We start from the raw sequence: 18,689 nt of genomic DNA, 5'->3' as shown, positions 1-18,689 counted from the left end.
CAGGACACGCCGCGCGCGTCCCGCCGAGCGGGCGTTCCCTGTCGCCAGGCTGCGCCGAGCGTGACGGATCCTGCCCGCTCGCCGGGACTCGCCGTGGCACCGGCGACGCGACGGACGGGAGGCGCCGGGCGGGCTGGCACCGCCCCTCCCGTCCGGCGAGCGGGCAGGACGCGCCGCGGCCGGTCCGCCGAGCGGGCGTTCTCCGTCGCCAGGGTGCGTCGAGCGTCACGGAAATCGCCCGCTCGCTGGTCCGCGGCGGGGCACCGGCGACGCGACGGACGGGAGGCGCGGGGCGGGCTGGCACCGCGCCTCCCGTCCGGCAGATGGGCGGGACACGCCGCGCGCGGTCCGTCGAGCGGGCGGCTTCTGTCGGAGGACTGCGTCGAGCGTGACGGATCCTGCCCGCTCGCTCCGCCTCCGCCACCCGGCCCCGCCGCGCCGCCCTACGCCCGGGCGATCTCCGTGATCGAGGAGTGGCCCGTCTCGGGGTGCTTCCGCATCGACAGCAGGCGCTCCATCGACGGCTCGAGCGCGGTGACCTTGTCGAGCGGGGCACTCACCACGAGCTGGAACCCGAGCCGGAGCCACGCCGTCACGGCTCGCCCCGCGAACTCCGAGTCCGCCTTGATGAACGCCTCGTCGAGGAACACCGGCGCGAAGCGGGGCCGCGGCCGGGTCTCGTCGCCGAGCTGGTAGCGGAGTGCCGCCCCGACGATGAACGCCACGAGCTCCTGCGTCTCCCCGCCGGACTTGTCGCCGAGCGACGAGTACACGCCGAGGTCGTTGCCCTCGGTGTCGTAGCGGACCGCGGTGATCTCCATGTGCCGGCGGACGTCGAGCACGGCGTCGCGCTGGGTGGTGCGCCCGCGGGCGGCACCGGGCTCGGGCCGGATGACGGCCATGAAGCGCCGGAGCCGGCGGAACCGGGTCTCGAGCACGTCGTCGGTGAGCTCGGTGTCCACCGAGGCCGAGAGCGCCCGGAGCTCCCGGCGGAAGGCGGTGACGTCCTCGCGGGTGACCCGGCGGATCTGGATCTTCAGGCGGTCCCGGTTCGCACCGAAGGGCAGCTCGCGGAGGATCTCGTTGACCGGTTCGAGCCGCTCCTCGATCTCGACGACCGCCCGGTCGAAGGCCCCGGCGAGCGGCACGAGGTCCTCGCCGCTCCACTGCGACAGCCGACGACGCCACTCGCTGCGGCGTGCGTGGAGGCCCGTCGCGACGATCTGGTCGAGGATGGCGGCGTAGTCCGGGTACGAGGCGACCCCGGTGCCGAGGTTCGGGTCGGGCCACGCGTCCTGGTAGCGCTGGAACGTCAGCGTGAGCGCGGTCGACGCCGCCGCGGCGCCGTCGAGTGCCTGCGCGAGCCGTTCCTCGAGCCGTCGGCGCAGCCGGCGGGTGGCGTCGTCGAAGCCGTCGATGCCGTCGGGGGCGCCGACCTCCGCGAACGTCTCGGTGAGCAGCCGCGACTGCTCGGCGTCCGGCAGCGACTCCGGGGTGTCCTCGAAGCGCGCCAGGATCTCGGCCGCGGCGTCCTGCCCGTCGACGAGCACGGCGTGGCGCTCCTCGAGCCGGGTGACGCTGAGCCGTGCGGCCGCGCGGCGGTCGGCCGCCTCGTCGAGGGAGCGTCGGAGCCGGGCGACGGACTCGCGCAGGGTGCGGAGGCCGTCGTCGGCGGCGAGCAGCGCCTGGCGCTCGGCGTCGAGCCGGGCGAGGGACTCCTCGATGCCGACGACGTCGATGCCGTCCCACGTCGTGTCGACCACGTGCTGGTGTGCGGCGCGCAGGGCGTCGAGCGCGGCGATGTCCTGGGCGACGTCGGTGCGGCGGGCCTCGAGCGTCGTCAGGTCCTGCGCGATCGCCGCGAGCTCCTGCTCGACGGACGCGACCCGGGCCTCGTTGGTGAAGCCGATGACGTTCGACTGCCGCCGGTCACCGTGCGCGCCGCGACGCCCGTCGCGGAGCTGGCCCGACAGCGTCACCCGACGACCCTCGCCGCCCAGCTCGGCGGCCGATGCGACGCACCGGGCGTCGATCCGGTCGGACTCGATGCGCTCGCGCACCCAGGTGCTGAACGGCGAGTCCTTGACCGCGAGCTTGCCGGACACCATCGCGGGGTCGCCGTCGAGGTCGAGGTGCGGCCCCGTCGGCACGCCCTCGAACTGCACCCGCACGGGCAGCTGGAGCGAGTCGATCGCGGCACTGAAGGCCGAGAGCTGGTCGGCGTCGACGAGCAGCGTGCGGGCCACCGGGGCCAGGACGGACTCGATCGCGGTGCGCCACTGCTCCTCGGCGGGCAGCACGTCGAGGAGCTCGGCGACGAAGGGCAGCGACTCCGGGGCGATCCCGGCGGCCCGGGCCATCGCGAGCCGGGCCTCGTGCATCGGCAGCGGCATGGCGCCCTGCCGGTGCTCGAGCGACCGGCGCTCCTGCCGGAGGGTCCGCTCGCGGTCGAGGAGGGGGTACTCCTCGCGGGTCAGGGCGTCGCGTCGGTCGTCCAGCTCGGAACGGGCCGCGGCGTACGCCCCGAGGAACCCGTGCGACGCGCCCTGCGCCCGCGTGAAGTCGGCCTCGGTGGCGAGCGACAGGTCGAGGGTCGCCGTGCGCTCGTCGAAGGTCCGCCGTGCCCGGGCCACGACGTCCCGCTCGCGCGTGCGGCGGTCGATCCGGTCCTCGAGCTGGGCGAGGGCGTTGCCGCCCTGGTCGCGGAGCCGTCCCTCGGCCTCCCGGAGCTCGACCTCCAGTGCGCCGTGGCGTGCCTCGGTCGCGGCGACGTCGGCGCGTGCCGCCGTCCGCTCCCGGCCGTTCCGCTCGACCTCGGCGTCGAGCAGCGCGCGCTTCCGCGAGGCGGTCCAGTGCGCGAACGGCGACACCTCGGCACCCGTGGCGATGCCGTCGAGGGCGTCGGCGGCCGCCTTCGCGCGGGCGATCTCGTCGTGCAGTCCGACGATGGGCGAGAGGATGCGTACCTTGCGCTCCTCGGTGTCCATCGCCTCGTACGCCTCGTCGAGCGCGGAGAAGTGCGCGAGTGCCCGGTCGGCGGCCTCGTACGTACCGGGGGTCTCGAGCACGAGCGACTTGTACAGCGCGTCGACGGTGGGCAGGTGCTGCCCCGCCTGGATGCGGGCGAGCAGCCGCATCGCCCGGTTGCCGCCACCCGAGTCACCGATGCCGAGCCGCGTCTGCAGCGTGTACGCGAGCTCCTGGTAGGTGTCGCGCACGACGAGCCCCGGCACCCGGCCGGTCAGCTCGAGGTGGTGGAACCGCGACGGCACGAACTCCTCGAGCCGGCGCAGGTCGAAGGTGTCGTCGACGGTCGCCATCGTCATCTGGATGTCGCCGACGCCGCGTGCCCGCTTCGGGACGAGGTAGGCGCGGAGCACGGTGAAGCGCCGCTCGTCGTCGTTGCGGAAGGTCACCGCGACCGCGCCCCAGGTGGTCTGGTCGTCGCCGCGGAGGTTCACGTCGCGCAGTGCACCGGTCTCGGGGTCGCGACGGGTGTCGACCTTGCCCCGCAGGTACGTCAGCAGGTTGCGCTGGTCGGCACTCCGGGCGCGGCCGGTCGTCGCGTCGTTCGAGGCCCCGTTGAAGGGCACGTCCGACGGCATCATGACGGCGAGGTAGGCGTCCATGAGCGTCGACTTGCCCGTGCCCGAGGCGCCCGAGATGAGCGTCGCGGTGCCGGACAGCTCGACGTGCCGGTGGCCGTGGAAGCCGCCCCAGTTGACGACCTGCATCGACTCCGCGCGCCACTGCGCGACGGTGTCGAACAGCGCGGGGATGACGGAGCCGTCGATCGCGGTGTCGGTCATGCGTCCGTCTCGCCTTCGTCGTCGGTGTCGGTCGGGTCGGCCGGGAGGCCCGGGTCGCCGCCGTCGGTCGGCTCGCCACGGTCGGTGGTCGCGCTGGTCAGCCAGCGGTCGAGTTCGCGGAGCTGCTCGAGGGGGAGCAGCACCTCCACGACGCTCGCGACGCGGAAGCGGTCGGGGTCGGTGGTGCGGATGAGGATCCGGGCCGTGACGAGGCGCTCGACGGCCTTCGCGACCCGGGCCTCGTCGCGGGTGCGGTCGGTGGTCGCGGGGAGGAAGCCGGACACGTGCCCGAGGATCTCCGACCGGTCGACGACGACCTGGTCGAGGCCGGGACGGGTGTCGGCTCGCAACCGCATGCGCAGCCAGACGAGGACGATCGTCTCCTCGCGGGTGTACGGCACGTCGCGCAGCAGCGTCGGGAACGCGCGGCGCTGGCTCTCCGAGCGGGCCTGGCGCTTCCACGCGACCTCGCGGTCGCGGTCGACGTGCAGCTCGAGGAACAGGTCGTTGAGCCGCGACCGGAGTTGGTGCTCGCCGTCGGTGATCGCGCGCCACTCGTCAGCGTGCGTCCGCGCACTGACGTAGGTGTGCCGGAGGAGCGCGACCAGGGCGCGCCGCTGCGGTTCGTCGAGCCGTCCCTCGTCGCCCTCGAAGAGGGCGAAGCTGGTCTCGTCGCGCTCGTCGTCCACGTCGTCCGTCCGGAAGCCGTCCGCGGGGGCCGCGTCGATGGTGTCGGGGTCCGTCTCGTCGACGGGAGCCGGCGTCGTGTCGCTCACCGTGCCTCCAGGCCGTTGTCGTCGTCGTGCTGGTCGTCCGGCCGCGCGGGGGTCAGTGCGGCGACCGGCATGTGGAAGGTGACCGTCTCGCCGTCGGGACGCACCGTGCGGTGCGGCACGACGTGCGCGGCCGTCTCGAAGTCGTCGTTGCCGGTGAGCAGGTGCGCGAGGCCGAAGAGCTCGACGGGACGGCGCTGCTCCGGCGGGAGGGCGTGGAACGCCGCCGCGCTGTCCGGGGCGCTGCCGAGGGCCGCTCGGAGCTCGGCGAGCAGCGGGCCGCCGTGCCGACGGAGCGACTCGACGTCGAGCTCCTCGAAGACGTCGTCGTCGGGCTCCTCGATCGGCGGCGGCACCGTGTCGTTGTCGGGGTCGTGCAGACGCTCGCGGAGCGTGCCGACCTCGGCGGTGGCGGGCAGCAGGCCGAGCGGCACGCGGTCGCGGGCGGTCCCGGAGTCGATCCACGCCGCGAGCCCGCGGTTCACCGACCGGAGGACGGCCTCGAGTTCGCGGTCGCGGACGACGTCGTGCGCGACGATCTGGTCGCGGAGGGTCGCGGTGAGCTGACGGCGCTGGGCCAGGACGTCCTCGATGCCCTGGCGGAGGATGCTCACCGTGTTCCGGAAGGCCCGCCGCTCGCCCGCGCCGAGGGACTCGGCGAACGGGTGCGCGAGGATCACGGCGATGTCGTCGCGGAGTCGCACGAGCAGGGCGTCGTCGCGCAGCAGCTCGAAGGCTCCCTCGAAGGCGCGGCCCTCGGGCGTGGCCTGCATGAGGTCGTCGGTGCGGGCGAGGTAGTCGTCGAGGATCTCGCCGATCGGCCGGACCTCCTGCCGGAAGTCCTCGACGATGGAGCGGTGCATGGTCGCGACCGCCTCCTCGACGCGCTTGAAGTCGCTCGGGAGCTGGCGGATGAGGTCCGAGATGTTCGTGTAGCCGTCCCGCATCCGGGCGTCGTCGACCGCCTCGACGACCTCGCCGCGCACCAGCCGGTCACGCTCGGCCTGCAGCTCGGCGATCTGCGCGTCGAGCCGCCGCACCTGGACCTCGGGGTCGGGTTCGGCGCGGGCGGCCCACCGGTGCACCGCGTCGACGATCATCGCCAGGCGGCTCTCGCTGATCAGGGCACGGTCGGCGCTCAGGGCGTCGACGAGGCTCAGGGCCTCGAGGGCGTGGCTCGTCAGCGAGTACTGCTCGTCGCCGTCGGGTGAGTTCGAGCGGACGAGCCACTGCGCCGCGACCCAGTCACGGCAGAGCGCGCGGCCGTTCGGACGCGCGTCGACGTCGCCCTCGGCCTGGTCGCTCGCCGGGACCCGGGCACCGGTGGCCTGCAGCCGGGCGACGTGCTCCTCGACCTGCAGGTGCATCCGGTCCGCGGGGACGTACTGCACGTCGCGGTCGAACACCGTCCGGAACACAGCGATGACGGCGGCGCTCGTGGGACGGGACATGAGCCGGAGGGTCGGGCGGTCGAGCACCGCGCGCACGCGGGAGAACTCGAGGTCGACGTCGGTCATGGGTCCTTGGGTGGTGCGTGTGATCGGAGAAACAACAGGAGCCCGACGCGTGGGCGCCGGGCTCCTGTTGGGTGTTCTTCAGGCTCTGGATGAGCACGTGGGCGATACCAGACTCGAACTGATGACCTCTTCGGTGTGAACGAAGCGCGCTACCAACTGCGCCAATCGCCCCCTGCACTTGCGTGCCAGTCGATAGTAGCGGACGTTCGGCACTCGACCGAACACGGCGTGCGCCCCGGGTGTGGCGCGGTCGCTCGGGTGCGGTCGGAGCGGGCTCGTGCTCCGTCGCGGGCGGGCGTCCCGGGTGCCTGGTCGGAGTGGGCGTGCCTGGTCGATCCGGGCGTCCGGGTGCCTGGTCGGAGCGGGCATCCCTGGTCGATCCGGGCACACCTGGTCGATCGGGATCGCCAGGTACGCCCGTTCCCGCTCGGCATCGCAGTCGTCATGGGAAGGAACGGGCGCCGGCATGCGTCCGCCCCGCGCTCCCGAGGGCCCCGATCGGCGTGAACACGGGGGACACGCCCGGTGAACGGGGAGGATTTTGGCGGATGGGTCCCGGTTCGTATAGAGTTCTTCTCGTCGCCGCGACAGCGGGCAGACAGGAGCGGCCCGGCCAGGCAAGATCAGCGGGGCTCTCGAAGTGCGGATGTGGCGCAGTGGTAGCGCATCACCTTGCCAAGGTGAGGGTCGCGAGTTCGAATCTCGTCATCCGCTCGAGTGTGGGAGTCCTCGGACGACCACGACTCACCAGAGGGTATCCCACCGTTCGGGTACTCACGGAGACGTGAACCTCGATGGTGGGGTGGCCGAGAGGCTAGGCAGCGGCCTGCAAAGCCGTCCACGCGGGTTCGAATCCCGTCCCCACCTCCAGTTCCACACTCCTCTGGGCGATTGGCGCAGCGGTAGCGCGCTTCCCTGACACGGAAGAGGTCACTGGTTCGATCCCAGTATCGCCCACCACGAGAAGACCCCCGGGAGACCGGGGGTCTTCGTGTTTTCCGCGGCTGTGTCCGCGTGTCCGCGGATCAGCGGTGGACGCTCCGGACGGTGCTCACGCGCAGGTCGTCGAACGTGCTCGTGAACCCGGAACCACCGAGCGAGATCAGGCCGATGCGCGGGTGCGCCCCGAGGTCCGCCGTCCACGTGCCGCCCCGGACGAAGTGCCGCCCGTCGTCGCTCGTGTACGCCGTGTACCGGTGCTGGCCGCCGACCACGCGGTGCACGATCCGCAGCGTGGTGCGGTCACCGACCGGTCCGACGACCATGTTGCCGTAGGTCGGCGACCCGGCGGGCTGCGGCGAGACCTGCTTGCCGAACTCGGTCTGCCGGGTGTCGAAGATCGAGTTCGAGGTGAGGCGGACGTAGTTGCCCTCGTCGCCGTACACGATGAGGCCGCCCTGCACGTAGTTCACCCCGTCGCCGGTCGCCGGGGTGTCCACCGCGACCGTCGTCTCGACGACGTAGTCCCCGCTCGGTGCCGGCTCGGCGAGCACGGACGCGAGGGGTGTCGTCGGCGGGTGGATGTCGGCGGCCTGGGTCTGCCAGCGCAGCTCCCCGCCGCCGACGGTCCACGTGGCCGGGTCGGGTTCGCGGACCCAGGAGAGGGTCGAGGGCAGCGAGGAGCCGTCGAAGGACGTCGACGCGGAGCGCAGCAGTCGGCCGGGTACGTCCGTCGCAGCACGGCTCGGTCGGTAGGTCGGCCGCTCGCCGGGCTGGGCGACCGGTCCGGGCTGCACGGTGTCGGACGGACCGGCGCCGCCGCGGACGACCGGCCACCCGTCGATCCAGTCGAGCGGATCGATGAGCACGGGACGCTTCGTGTAGGTGCCCTGTCCGGCGTAGTAGGGGTCGTCGCGGTCGACCGCGTGGTACACGATCCAGTCCTGGCCGGCGAGGTCCGTGACCACCGTGTTGTGTCCGGTGCCGACCCAGCGGTTGCCGTTCTGCGCGAGGAGCGGGGTGCCGCCGACCCGGGTCGCCGTGATCGCGACACCGTCGCGGTCGGTGAAGGGACCGAGCGGGCTGCGGGACCGGGCGACGAAGACGCCGTAGCCGGTGAGGGCACCGTTGCAGCAGTTCGTGGCGGACCCCATGAAGTACCACCACCCGTCGTGGCGCATCAGGTAGGTGCCCTCGTAGCGGTTGTCGATCGCGATCTCGCGCTCGCTCGACGGCACCGAGCGCAGCCCGTCCGAGGTCAGGCGTCGCACGTTCACCCCGCCGAAGTAGCTGCCGAAGTACAGGTACGTGGCTCCTCGGTCGGTGATCACCTCGGGGTCGAACTCCCATCGCTGCCCGGTGCCGTTCGGCGCGGCCTGCGGAGCGACGACGGGGCCGCCCGAGTCGGTCCACGGTCCGGTCGGACTCGAGCTCGTGGCGACACCGACGGCCGACCCGCCACCCGTGGGCGCGATCGCCGTCGGGGTGTCCGACGCCGCGTAGTACAGGAACCAGCGGCCGTCGCGGTACACGACGTCCGGTGCCCAGACGCCGTTCGCGTCCCCGACCCATGCCGGCTTCGTGGTGAAGGCATCACCGAAGTACGTCCAGTGGGACAGGTCCGTCGAACGGTACGTGGGGACGACGTGCTGGACGAGCGACCCGTCGGGGGTCTTGTCCGTCGCGGTGAGCGCGTCAGTGGTGCAGTAGAGGTACCAGTTCCGGTCACGCCCCACGCCGTGGACGACCGTCGGGTCGGCGCAGCTCGCGGCGGTCTGCCCGTCCGGCAGCGACAGCGTCATGGGGTTCTGGTGGTCCGGCGCGGCCGGACCACGTGCCGACGTGGTGCTGGCGACCGCGGGTGCGGTGGCGGCACCGGCCTGGAGGAACGTGGCGGCGAGCGCCGCGACCGTCGCGACGGTGAGGATCGCTTGCATGGGTCGGCGCACGGTGTGACCTGCTCTCGTCGTCGAGGAGCGTGCTGACGTGGGCGAGCGTACGCCGCACGCGGTCGGACGGTACCGACGGGTCGGTCGGTCGGACGAGGACCGTGCGGTGCTGGGTCGTTGCGGTGTTCCGTACGGATGCCTCAGGGGTGTTCCGTCGAGCCGGTCCTGGTGCCACCCTCGTCCCGGGCGCGACCGACGGAGGTCGAGCACCGACCATCGGGGAGACCATGCAACGACCCACTCTGCTCGCCGTCGCGACCGCGTTCATCGCCGTCGCCGTGCTGACGACCGCCGCTCCGGCGGACGCCGCGCCCTCGCAGCCGTCACCGCCCGCGCACGTGGCGGTCACCGGTCAGGACGACTCCGCGACCGTGACCTGGTCGGCGGGTCCGCCGGTCCGGCGAGCGCACGTGACCGGGTACACCGTGTCCGTGACGCCGACGGCGAGACACCGACACCACAGCACCGAGACCGTCGGACCGCGGACGTTCTCGGCCCGGTTCGGACACCTCGCGGAGGCGACGACCTACACGTTCACCGTGCGCGCGAAGAGCGGTCGCACGCTGAGCGCTCCAGTTTCGGTCCGGTACACCCGACCCGCTGCGCACGTCGAGTCGCTCTACGCGATCAACGAGGCCGGTGCGCTGGTCCGGCGCCCGGTCGCCGGCGGGACGTGGCAGACGATCACCGGGTCCGGCTCCGGGTACGCCGTCGACGGAGCGGGGACCGCCTACGTCGCCAGCGCCGACGGGCGCACCATCACCGCCTACCCCGAGAGCGGTGGCAGCAAGGTGGTCGCGACCGGCGTCTCGGTGGCAGGCCGGGCGCTGCTCGCCGACGACGCCGGAGACCTGTTCTTCACCCAGTCGTGGTCCATCATCGAACTGCCGCACGGGTCGGCCACCACCCGGACGGTGGGACCGGGTGACGTCGTGGCAGTCAGCCCGAACGGGTGGCTCACTGCGCAGACCAAGAGTGCGGCCGTGCTCGTGTACGACCCGTCCGGTGTCTGGCAGAGCATCCCGGGTGGGGTCTACAACTACCTGGTCGCCCTCGGCGTCGACACCTCCGGGAACGTCTACATCAGGAACCGGTCGACGGGCGGGAGCGGCTACTTCTCGGTGGACGTCGCCCCGTCGGGATCGTCGTCCCTGACGAGCCTGCTCGAACCCGACGGTGTGGTCGCCCTCTCCCGGACCGACGTCCTCAGTGCACTGCGAACCACGACGTGGTGCGCCGCGCCGTCCCGAGCCAGTGGCTCGTGCACCCCGGACACGCGGGTGAGCTCCCTGTGGCAGCGGACCGCGTCCGGGAGCGTGACCACCGTGCCGATCAGCGGGCTCGACATCGGATCCGACGCCGAGGCCGCCGCGGACAGCGCGGGTGACGTGTTCGTCTCGCCGACGGACGGCCCGAACACCGGGCTCGTGCGCGTCCCCGCCTCGGGCGGCGCGGTCGAGCAGCTCGACACCGCCACCTACGACGAGCTCAGCGTGCACTGACCGTCGCGCCGTCCCTCGGTCCCAGTCTGCCAGCGGTCACCACGGTGGTCCTGGCAGGCTGGCCCCATGGGGTGGATGCAGCGCATGCCGACGTGGACAGCGGGGCTCGTGATGGCGGTCGCGTTCGCCGTCGCGTGGTTCGGCACCACGTTCCTCACCACGCCGGAGACCGGCCTCGGGGCGCGGGCGCTCACCTCGGCGTTCGTCGGGACCCTGTACGGGGTCGGCATGGGCTTCTTATTCGGACGGAACCGCCGCCGGTACGGCGCGGCGGCCCGTCGGCCGGGATTCGCACGATCCGTCCGGCGCGGCGTCCTCCCGCCCGACGCCGACGTCGACGAGTGGCGCCGCGCGCTGACGCACCACCGTCGGCAGTACCGGCCGCTGCGGTGGGCGGCTCCGTTGCTCTACCTGCCGATGACCGCACTCGCGGTGTGGCTGGCGGTCACCGGCCAGCCGGTGTTCTGGATCGGCGCGGTCTTCTTCGTCGGCGTGGGGGTCGCGACGGCTGTCACGACCCCGCGCGTGCTGCGCAACACCGAGGTCATGCTGGCGGAGCTCGACCGGCGTGAGCACGAGGTCGCAGGGGCGTCCGGACGCGGCTGACACGACCGCCTGCCGGTCGACGTCACACGGCGCAACCTCCGTTCACGCGCCGCAACAGTCGTCGACCGCGCGGGCCGGCCCACGTAGCGTCGCCGTGTGATCGACCGCCCCGCACGGAGGACGCAGCCCATGCCCGACCGCACCGTCCTCGTCACCGCTCTCCAGGGCAGCGGCTGGCACCCGGCCGCCTGGCGGGTGCCGGGGGCTGCCGCCGCGCGGCCCACGGGTCTCCACCACTGGCGCGACGTGATCGTCGAGCAGGATCGCCTCGGCATCGACGCCGTCACCGTCGAGGACTCCTTCACGGCCGGCCCGGTCGACGCGAGCGGCGACCTCGACACCAGCACCGTCGTCGGCCGACTCGACGCCCTGCTCGTCGTGAGCGCGGTCGCCCCCGCGACCCGCTCGATCGGGCTGGTCCCGACCGTCTCGGTGACGCACACCGAGCCCTTCCACGTCGCCACGGGCCTCCAGACCCTCGACCACGTCTCGCTCGGGCGAGCCGGGTGGCGGATCCAGGTGAGCCCGACGACCCGCGAGGCCGCGCTGTTCGGCCGCCGCCCCGGCGGCGACGACACGACCGTCCTCTTCGCCGAGGCACGCGAGGTCGCCGAGGTCGTCAGCCGCCTCTGGGACAGCTGGGACGACGACGCGATCATCCGCGACGTCACCACCGGCCGCTTCATCGACCGCGACCGCATCCACGGCGCCGAGTTCGTCGGCGAGCACGTCTCGGTGCACGGCGCGTCGATCGTGCCGCGGTCGCCGCAGGGGCGTCCCCCCGTCTTCGCGCTCGCCCACCGCGCGGACGCGGTCGCCTTCGCCGTCCACACCGCCGACGTCGTGCTCGTCACCCCCGGCTTCGACGGCCTGGAGGCACACAGCACCCTGGCACTCGTCCGTGAGGCGGAGCAGGCGGCCGGCTCCGACCTCCGTCGCCCGGTCCTCGCGGACCTCGCGGTGCTCATCGGGTCGTCGGCGGCCGAGGCCGCCGACGCGCTCGCTGCGCTCGACGCTGCGGCGGGGACGCCGTACGCCGTCGGGTCGGGCTCGGACACCACGGTCCTCGCCACGACCGTCGCCGACCTCGTCGAGCGGATCGGGGACCTGCGGGCGCTCGGGTACGCCGGGGTGCGGCTCCGACCGCTGCGCACCCCGATCGACTCGACGGCCATCGCCCGCCGACTCGTCCCCGCACTCGTGACGGCCGGGCTCCGCGCCGACGTCGCCTCGCGTCCCACCGCCGACCTGCGCACGCGGCTCGGCATCGCCCCCGCGGTCAGCCGGTACGCAGCAGACCGCCCCGTGTCCGGCCGGTCGTCCCAGGAGGTCTCCGCATGACCAGCAAGCGTCAGGTCCACCTCGCCGCCCACCTCCCGGGCGTCAACAACACCACCGTGTGGAGCGACGAGCGGGCCGAGAGCCAGATCGCGTTCTCGTCGTTCGAGCACTTCGCGCGGAACGCCGAGCGCGGGTGCTTCGACTTCCTGTTCCTCGCCGAGGGGCTGCGGCTCCGCGAGCAGAAGGGCCGCATCCACGACCTCGACGTGGTCGGTCGTCCGAACACGCTCGCGATCCTGGCCGCCCTGGCCGGGGTCACCGACCACATCGGTCTCGTCGGCACGCTGCAGACGACGTTCAACGAGCCGCTCGAGCTCGCGAAGCAGCTCGCGACGCTCGACCACCTCAGCGACGGGCGGGCCGGCTGGAACGTCGTGACGAGCTCGGACGCGTTCCACGGCGCGAACTTCCGGCGCGGTGGCTTCCTCGACCACGCCGACCGGTACACCCGGGCGGCCGAGTTCGTCGAGCTGGCGCGCGAGCTCTGGGACTCGTGGGATCCGGGTGCCGTCGTCGCCGATGCGTCGGTCGGCCGGTTCGCCGACCGGTCCCGCATCCGGGACGTCGACCACCACGGCCCGCAGTTCGACGTCGCCGGCACGTTCCCGGTCCCGCGCAGCCCGCAGCGGCACCCGGTCGTCGTGCAGGCCGGGGACTCCGACGAGGGCCGCGACCTCGCCGCCCGGCACGCCGAGGTGGTCTTCTCGCTGCACACCGAGTTCGACGACGCGCGCACCTTCTACACCGACGTCACCGACCGACTGGAGCGTGTCGGCCGCAGCAAGGACGAACTCCTGGTCCTGCCCGGCGCGACCTTCACCATCGGCGACACGCAGGCCGACGCCAAGGAGCGCTCCCGGGCGATCCGACGGGCGCAGGTCAGCCCGGCCACCGCGATCGCGTTCCTCGAGCAGGTCTGGAACCGTGACCTGTCCTCGTACGACGTCGACGGCCCACTGCCCGACGTCGAACCGGACGTCGACGCCGACGCGATCACGCGCGGCCGCGTGCGGCACGCGAAGGACCCGCGAGCGCTCGTGCGGTCCTGGCGCGACCGGGCCGCCGCCGAGCACCTGACCATCCGGCAGCTCGTGATCGAGGTCTCGACGCGCGGCGGCTTCGTCGGCACCCCGTCGTCGATCGCCGCCGAGATCGACCGGTACGTGCAGGAACGGGCGAGCGACGGGTTCGTCGTCGTCCCGCACACGAACCCGTACGGCCTCGACGACTTCGTCGACCGCGTCGTCCCGCTGCTGCAGGAACGCGGCGTGTACCGGTCCTCCTACGACGAGGGTGCGACCCTCCGCCGGACGCTCGGGCTGCCCGGGCACGTCCTCGACCGCCAGCGGGTGACCGCGTGACCGCCGTGCAGCGTCCGGTCCCGCTGTCCGTCCTCGACCTCGTCCCGGTGTCGTCCGGCTCCACGCCCGCCGAGGCCCTGCGGAACACGGTCGACCTCGCCGCCGCTGCGGAGCGCGCCGGGTACGCCCGCTACTGGCTCGCCGAGCACCACCTCAACCCCGGGGTGGCGGGCAGCGCGCCGAACATCGTCATCGGTGCCGTCGCCGCGGCGACCTCGACCATCCGCGTCGGGAGCGCCGCGACCCTCGTCGGCAACGTCCGGGCGCTGCAGGTCGCCGAGACGTTCGGCACGCTCACCGGGCTGTACGGCCCGCGGTTCGACCTCGGACTCGGGCGCTCCGGGGCGCCCGCTCCCGGTGCTCCGGCGCCCCCGGCGCTCGAACCCCGCGACGACGAGGTCGTCGACGGGCTGCTCGTGCCCTCGCCGTTCACGTTCCGCATCGCCCCCGGCAGCCGGTTCGCCCTGCAGGGGGAGCTGCTCGGCCGGGTCCCGGGCGACGTCGAGCGGTTCGACGACGAGCTCGGGCTCATCCGGGACCTGTTCGCCGGCACGTTCCAGCGCGACGGCCAGGTCGTCGACGCGACCCCCGCCGCCGGGGCCGACGTCGAGCTGTGGATCCACGGGTCGACCGGCGGTGCGAGTGCCCGGGCTGCCGGTGCGCTCGGCCTGCCCTACGGGGCGAACTACCACACGTCCCCGGGCACGGTCCTGGACTCCGTCCGCGCCTACCGCGAGGCGTTCCGACCCGGCGTGCTCGACGCCCCGCACGTCATCGTGTCCGCCGACGTCGTCGCTGCCGACTCCGCTGCCGCGGCGTCGGACCTCGCGCTCGGGTACGACCGCTGGGTGCACTCGATCCGCTCGGGCGTCGGGGCGATCCCGTACCCGACCCCGGCGTGGGCCCGCGAGCACCCGGTCGACCCGACGGTCGCCGAGGCGGTGGCCGACCGGATCGCGACGCGCTTCGTGGGCGACGCCGGGCACGTGGCCGACCGCCTCGCGGTGCTGCAGCGCGTCACGGGCGCCGACGAGCTCCTCGTGACGACGATCACGCACGATCACGCAGCGCGGGTCCGGTCGTACGAGCTGCTCGCCGCCGAGTGGGGTGCGCGTGCCGCGCGTCCCGCCGCCGTCGGGGTCGCCTGACGCGGGTCCGTCCCGGTCGCTCCGGACGGGAGGCGCGGTGCCAGCCGGCACCGCGCCTCCCGTCGTTCCCGGCGCGGGTCCGGGGCCCGGCTCGGGCTCGGGCTTCCGCGAGCGCGCAAGCAGCGTCACTCTCGTGGCGTTCGGACGGCGTGTCGTGCACGCGCCGCGATCCGCCGACGGCCTGTCGTGCACGCTCGGCGATCACTCGACGGCGTGTCGCGTGACCGCTGCGGACGCAACGGACGACGTCCCCGCCGTCGTGCGACGGCGGGGACGTCGTCCAGGGGCGGCGGGGACCTCAGCTGTTGTCGAGCGGCAGGCCCTCCGGGTTCACCTCGGAGTGCTCCACGGCCTCGTTCGACAGGTTGTACTCCGTGAGCCACTTGCCGTACGTGCCGTCCTCGATGAGCTCGTCGACGGCCTCGGCGATCGGCTTCGCGAGCCCGCTGCCCTTCTTGGTCGTCGCCGCGATGAGCCCCTGCAGCGAGGACCCGGCGCCGGAGTACGTCCCCGCGGTCTTCGTCTCGTGGGCACTCCCGGCGCTCTGCTTGTTCGCGTAGGCGATGGTCGGGTTCGGGCCGAAGTAGCCGTCGATCTTGCCCGAGTCGAGCGCGAGCTTCACCGCGTTGCCGTCCGGGTAGTACTTGACGTCGATGCTCCCGCCGTCCTTCTCGAGCTCGGTCTTCCACTCGAGCAGGATCTTCTCCTGGTTCGTGCCGGAGCTCACGGCGATTGTCTTGCCCGCCAGCACCGAGGGGTCGCCGTCGAACGCGAGCGTGCTGTCGTCGGGCACCTGCAGCGCGAGCTCGTCCTGCCGGTACGAGGCGAAGTCGTACTTCTCCTTGCGCTGCTCGGTCACGGTGATGTTCGAGAACCCCGCGTCGAACTTGCCGCTGTCGATGCCGACGAACAGGTTGTCCCACGTGGCGTTCTGCACGTCCGCCTCGAGCCCGAGCTTCGCGGCGACGAGACGGCCGAGGTCGGGTTCGGAGCCGGTCAGGGTCTGCTGGTCGTCGCCGGTGAAGGCGAGCGGCGGGAACCCGGACGGCAGGGCGCCGACGCCGATGGTGAGCTTGCCCGAGGACCTGACGTCGGCGGGCAGGGCGTCGTGCAGCTCCGGGTCCTCCGCGACGGTGACCTTCGTCGCGGTCGCGGCGCCGTTCGACGCGGCGCCGATGGTGAGCGTGCCGTCGGACGCGGCGGCGTCGGCGTTCGCGTTCGCGGCGCACCCGGCGAGGGCGACGACGACGCCGGCGGCGAGGACGAGGGCTCCGGCGCGGTGACGCCAGCGTGCGGGGGAGGTCGTGGACATGGTGCTCCTGTGGGTCGTGGTCGGTGCGAGGACGGGACGGGACGGGGCGGACGGGACGGTCAGTGGACGCGGGACAGGAAGTCGCGCGTGCGGGGGTGCTGCGGGGCGTCGATGACCTGGGCCGGTGGCCCCTGCTCGACGACCCGGCCGTGGTCGAGGAACACGACGTGGTCGGCGACCTCCCTGGCGAAGGCGACCTCGTGCGTGACGATGACGAGCGTGGTGCCGGACTCCGCGAGGTCCCGGATCACGCCGAGCACCTCACCGACGAGCTCCGGGTCGAGCGCGGACGTCGGCTCGTCGAGCAGCACGACGGACGGGTCGAGGGCCAGCGCCCGGGCGATCGCGACGCGCTGCTGCTGCCCGCCGGAGAGCTGCCGGGGCCGCGTGGCACCGCGGTCGCCGAGTCCGACTCGGTCGAGCAGCTCCCGGGCCCTGGCCTTCGCGGGCGCGGCGGGGACACCGGCGGCGACGGGGCCCTCGGCCACATTCTCGAGCGCGGTGAGGTGCGGGAAGAGCTCGAAGTGCTGGAACACGAACCCGATGCGGGACCGCTGTCGGCGGAGGGCGCGTTCCGGCAGCGCCTTCCAGCGGGGGAGTCCGTTCCGGCCGGTCCGGAGTCGGACGCCGATCGGCTCCCCGCCGACGGTCACGACACCCCGGTCGAGGGGTTCGAGGTGGTTGATCGTCCGCAGGAGCGTCGACTTGCCCGATCCGGACGGCCCGAGGACCACGGTGACGCTGCCGGCCGGCAGGGCGAGGTCGACGCCGTCGATGACGACGTGGTCGCCGAACGCCTTGACGGCGCCGTGGATGCCGATGGCTGCACTCATGAGACGGTCCTGTCGTCGATCGATGCGGGAGGAGTGGCCCGGGCGAGCGGAGCGGGGCGGCGGATCGCCGCCCGCACGCGCTGCCACGGCGTCGGCGGCAGCGTGCGCACGGACCCGCGGGCCGTCCACCGCTCGACGTGGTACTGCACGACCGACACCGCGCTGGTCAGTGCCAGGTACCAGATCGTCGCGACGACGAGCAGCGGGATGATGTCGGTCGGGTAGGTGCTCGACAGGTTCTGCACGACGCCGAACAGGTCGAGGAGCGAAACGTAGAACAGCAGCGACGACGCCTTGAGCAGTCCGACGACCTGGTTCACGAACGCCGGGACGATCGACCGCAGCGCCTGTGGCAGGACCACACGGACGAACTGCCGACGGCGCGACAGGCCGAGCGCCTGCGCGGCCTCCTGCTGACCGTGGTCGACGGCCAGCACGCCGGCGCGGACGATCTCCGACGCGTAGGCGATCTCGCTCAGGCTGAGGGCGGCGACGCCGATGGCGAGGTCGCTCAGCAGGTTCGTCGTGGGGACCTCGAGCTGCGGTCCGAAGGGGATCCCGATGCCGATCGTCGGGTACAGGGACCCCAGGTTGTACAGGAAGACGAGCACCAGGATGAGCGGCACCGACCGGAAGAGCCAGACGTACCCCCACGCGAGCCCGGCCAGCACCGGGTTCCGGGAGAGCCGGGCGATCGCGACGACGACACCCCCCGCGAAGCTGATGACCGCGCTCAGCGCCGTGGCGACGAGCGTCAGCTGCAGTCCGGTCAGGATCGCCGGGCTGAACAGCCACCGGCCGACCGCGGGAAACCCCCACTGCTCGTTGGTGAAGAGGGTCTCGACGAGGTTGAGCAGGAGGACGAGCACGAGCGCCGCGGCGACCCACCGGACCGGGTGCCGGAGCGGCAGCACCGGTCGGTCGAGGGCGGCACGGGACGCCGCGTCGAGGGCGGTGGTGGCGCCGTCGCCGTCGCCGTCGTCGGGAGCCGGCGCCGGTCCGAGGAGCTTCTCGAACGGGTGAATCCCGACCTCCTCGGCCGGGCGGGCGGTGTCGTAGAGCGGCGAGTACCCGGCGCGCCGGTACAGCCGCACGGCCTCGGGCTGCCGCGGTCCGGTGGTCAGGTACACCCGCCGGAACCCGCGCCGCCGCGCCTCGGCCTCGAGCTCCGCGACGACGAGGGCGGCGAGGCCCCGGCCCCGGTGCTCCGGCGCCGTCCAGATCCGCTTGAGCTCGACCGTGTTGTCGTCGTACGGCTTGAAGGCACCGCCGGCGACCAGCCGGTCGTCCTCGTGGAGCAGGACGAAGGCGCCGCGCGGTGCGACGAAGTCCTCGGCCGGCCACCGGGCGAGTTCGACGGAGGCCGGTTCGCCGAGGTCCTCGCCGTACCGTGCGTCGTACTCGCGCTCGAGGTCGGCGAGCAGCGGCGCCGCGTCCGGGTGGTCCGGAGTCGTCGTCCGGAACACCAGTCGCCGCGGTGCGTTCGCGTGCCGGGTCAGCCCTGCCGTGTCGGTCATGGCGCGACCGTACGGCCGTGCACCGGGCCGGACAACGATCAGCGCAACAGACCGACGCGCGGCGCAATCCGGCGACACGGGA

Annotated in this window: 12 protein-coding genes and 4 tRNA genes; 8 read left to right on the top strand and 8 right to left on the bottom strand. The window is 73.1% G+C overall.

Going from position 1 to position 18,689, the window contains the following annotated elements; genetic code table 11:
• Positions 1-443: 443 nt before the first annotated feature.
• The 4 genes from Cus16_RS02130 to Cus16_RS02115 form a co-directional block, all read right to left on the bottom strand.
• Positions 444-3,809 carry an ATP-binding protein gene (locus Cus16_RS02130; RefSeq protein WP_069710938.1) on the bottom strand — a complete coding sequence of 1,122 codons (3,366 nt, stop codon included), beginning with the start codon at positions 3,807-3,809 and terminating at the stop codon, positions 444-446.
• Entirely contained in the window at positions 3,806-4,585 is a 780-nt protein-coding gene (locus Cus16_RS02125; protein ID WP_069710937.1) for a DUF4194 domain-containing protein, read from the bottom strand. The genes Cus16_RS02130 and Cus16_RS02125 overlap by 4 nt, the downstream gene beginning before the upstream one ends.
• Positions 4,582-6,099, bottom strand: a complete 1,518-nt coding sequence (locus tag Cus16_RS02120; protein ID WP_069710936.1) for a DUF3375 domain-containing protein — start codon at positions 6,097-6,099, stop codon at positions 4,582-4,584. The genes Cus16_RS02125 and Cus16_RS02120 overlap by 4 nt, the downstream gene beginning before the upstream one ends.
• Before the next feature lie 98 nt (positions 6,100-6,197).
• Positions 6,198-6,270: transfer RNA gene (locus Cus16_RS02115), tRNA-Val, on the bottom strand.
• 471 nt (positions 6,271-6,741) lie between these two features.
• On the opposite strand from Cus16_RS02115, the gene Cus16_RS02110 reads away from it, so the two are divergent.
• The 3 genes from Cus16_RS02110 (at position 6,742) to Cus16_RS02100 (ending at position 7,059) form a co-directional block, all read left to right on the top strand.
• Positions 6,742-6,813, top strand: a tRNA-Gly gene (locus Cus16_RS02110).
• Positions 6,814-6,895: 82 nt separating this feature from the next.
• A tRNA-Cys gene (locus Cus16_RS02105) sits at positions 6,896-6,969 on the top strand.
• A gap of 15 nt (positions 6,970-6,984) precedes the next feature.
• Positions 6,985-7,059: transfer RNA gene (locus tag Cus16_RS02100), tRNA-Val, on the top strand.
• Positions 7,060-7,124: 65 nt separating this feature from the next.
• Here Cus16_RS02100 and Cus16_RS02095 read toward each other — a convergent pair.
• A complete protein-coding gene (locus tag Cus16_RS02095) occupies positions 7,125-8,975 on the bottom strand; it encodes a family 43 glycosylhydrolase (protein ID WP_083263626.1) in 1,851 nt (616 codons plus the stop codon).
• 239 nt (positions 8,976-9,214) lie between these two features.
• On the opposite strand from Cus16_RS02095, the gene Cus16_RS02090 reads away from it, so the two are divergent.
• From Cus16_RS02090 to Cus16_RS02070, 5 genes are all read left to right on the top strand, one after another.
• Complete coding sequence (locus Cus16_RS02090; RefSeq protein ID WP_141718761.1) at positions 9,215-10,489, top strand: fibronectin type III domain-containing protein; 1,275 nt, start codon at positions 9,215-9,217, stop codon at positions 10,487-10,489.
• 84 nt (positions 10,490-10,573) lie between these two features.
• Positions 10,574-11,095, top strand: a complete 522-nt coding sequence (locus tag Cus16_RS16500) for a hypothetical protein (RefSeq protein WP_189319504.1) — start codon at positions 10,574-10,576, stop codon at positions 11,093-11,095.
• Positions 11,096-11,224: 129 nt separating this feature from the next.
• Entirely contained in the window at positions 11,225-12,436 is a 1,212-nt protein-coding gene (locus tag Cus16_RS02080) for an LLM class flavin-dependent oxidoreductase (RefSeq protein ID WP_069710933.1), read from the top strand.
• A complete protein-coding gene (locus Cus16_RS02075) occupies positions 12,433-13,797 on the top strand; it encodes an NtaA/DmoA family FMN-dependent monooxygenase (RefSeq protein ID WP_069710932.1) in 1,365 nt (454 codons plus the stop codon). Before Cus16_RS02080 ends, Cus16_RS02075 begins: the two co-directional genes overlap by 4 nt.
• The gene (locus Cus16_RS02070; protein WP_223246490.1) at positions 13,794-14,945 is read left to right on the top strand and encodes an LLM class flavin-dependent oxidoreductase; all 1,152 of its coding nucleotides are present in this window, start codon (positions 13,794-13,796) and stop codon (positions 14,943-14,945) included. Before Cus16_RS02075 ends, Cus16_RS02070 begins: the two co-directional genes overlap by 4 nt.
• 298 nt (positions 14,946-15,243) lie before the next feature.
• On the opposite strand, the gene Cus16_RS02065 is transcribed toward Cus16_RS02070, so the two are convergent.
• The 3 genes from Cus16_RS02065 to Cus16_RS15875 are packed head-to-tail and all read right to left on the bottom strand — an operon-like array spanning position 15,244 to position 18,607.
• Positions 15,244-16,257 (bottom strand): transporter substrate-binding domain-containing protein, encoded by a 1,014-nt coding sequence (locus tag Cus16_RS02065; protein ID WP_069710931.1) that lies wholly within the window; start codon positions 16,255-16,257, stop codon positions 15,244-15,246.
• 59 nt (positions 16,258-16,316) lie between these two features.
• Complete coding sequence (locus Cus16_RS02060; RefSeq protein ID WP_069710930.1) at positions 16,317-17,090, bottom strand: amino acid ABC transporter ATP-binding protein; 774 nt, start codon at positions 17,088-17,090, stop codon at positions 16,317-16,319.
• Positions 17,087-18,607 (bottom strand): GNAT family N-acetyltransferase, encoded by a 1,521-nt coding sequence (locus Cus16_RS15875; protein WP_083263625.1) that lies wholly within the window; start codon positions 18,605-18,607, stop codon positions 17,087-17,089. The genes Cus16_RS02060 and Cus16_RS15875 overlap by 4 nt, the downstream gene beginning before the upstream one ends.
• Between the last annotated feature and the right edge of the window lie 82 nt (positions 18,608-18,689).

The organism is Curtobacterium sp. ER1/6 (genome assembly GCF_001742745.1).
In the GTDB taxonomy this organism is placed as follows: Bacteria; Actinomycetota; Actinomycetes; order Actinomycetales; family Microbacteriaceae; genus Curtobacterium; species Curtobacterium citri.
The sequence above is the reverse complement of the archived record's forward strand: the minus strand, read 5'-3'. Positions and strand labels throughout refer to the sequence as shown.

Coding starts and splice junctions, on each gene's coding strand:
- Cus16_RS02120 (WP_069710936.1), bottom strand. CDS start 6,099: ATGACCGACGTCGACCTCGAGTTCTCCCGCGTGCGCGCGGTGCTCGAC.
- Cus16_RS02090 (WP_141718761.1), top strand. CDS start 9,215: ATGCAACGACCCACTCTGCTCGCCGTCGCGACCGCGTTCATCGCCGTC.
- Cus16_RS02080 (WP_069710933.1), top strand. CDS start 11,225: ATGCCCGACCGCACCGTCCTCGTCACCGCTCTCCAGGGCAGCGGCTGG.
- Cus16_RS02130 (WP_069710938.1), bottom strand. CDS start 3,809: ATGACCGACACCGCGATCGACGGCTCCGTCATCCCCGCGCTGTTCGAC.
- Cus16_RS02095 (WP_083263626.1), bottom strand. CDS start 8,975: ATGCAAGCGATCCTCACCGTCGCGACGGTCGCGGCGCTCGCCGCCACG.
- Cus16_RS02075 (WP_069710932.1), top strand. CDS start 12,433: ATGACCAGCAAGCGTCAGGTCCACCTCGCCGCCCACCTCCCGGGCGTC.
- Cus16_RS02065 (WP_069710931.1), bottom strand. CDS start 16,257: ATGTCCACGACCTCCCCCGCACGCTGGCGTCACCGCGCCGGAGCCCTC.
- Cus16_RS02060 (WP_069710930.1), bottom strand. CDS start 17,090: ATGAGTGCAGCCATCGGCATCCACGGCGCCGTCAAGGCGTTCGGCGAC.
- Cus16_RS16500 (WP_189319504.1), top strand. CDS start 10,574: ATGCCGACGTGGACAGCGGGGCTCGTGATGGCGGTCGCGTTCGCCGTC.
- Cus16_RS15875 (WP_083263625.1), bottom strand. CDS start 18,607: ATGACCGACACGGCAGGGCTGACCCGGCACGCGAACGCACCGCGGCGA.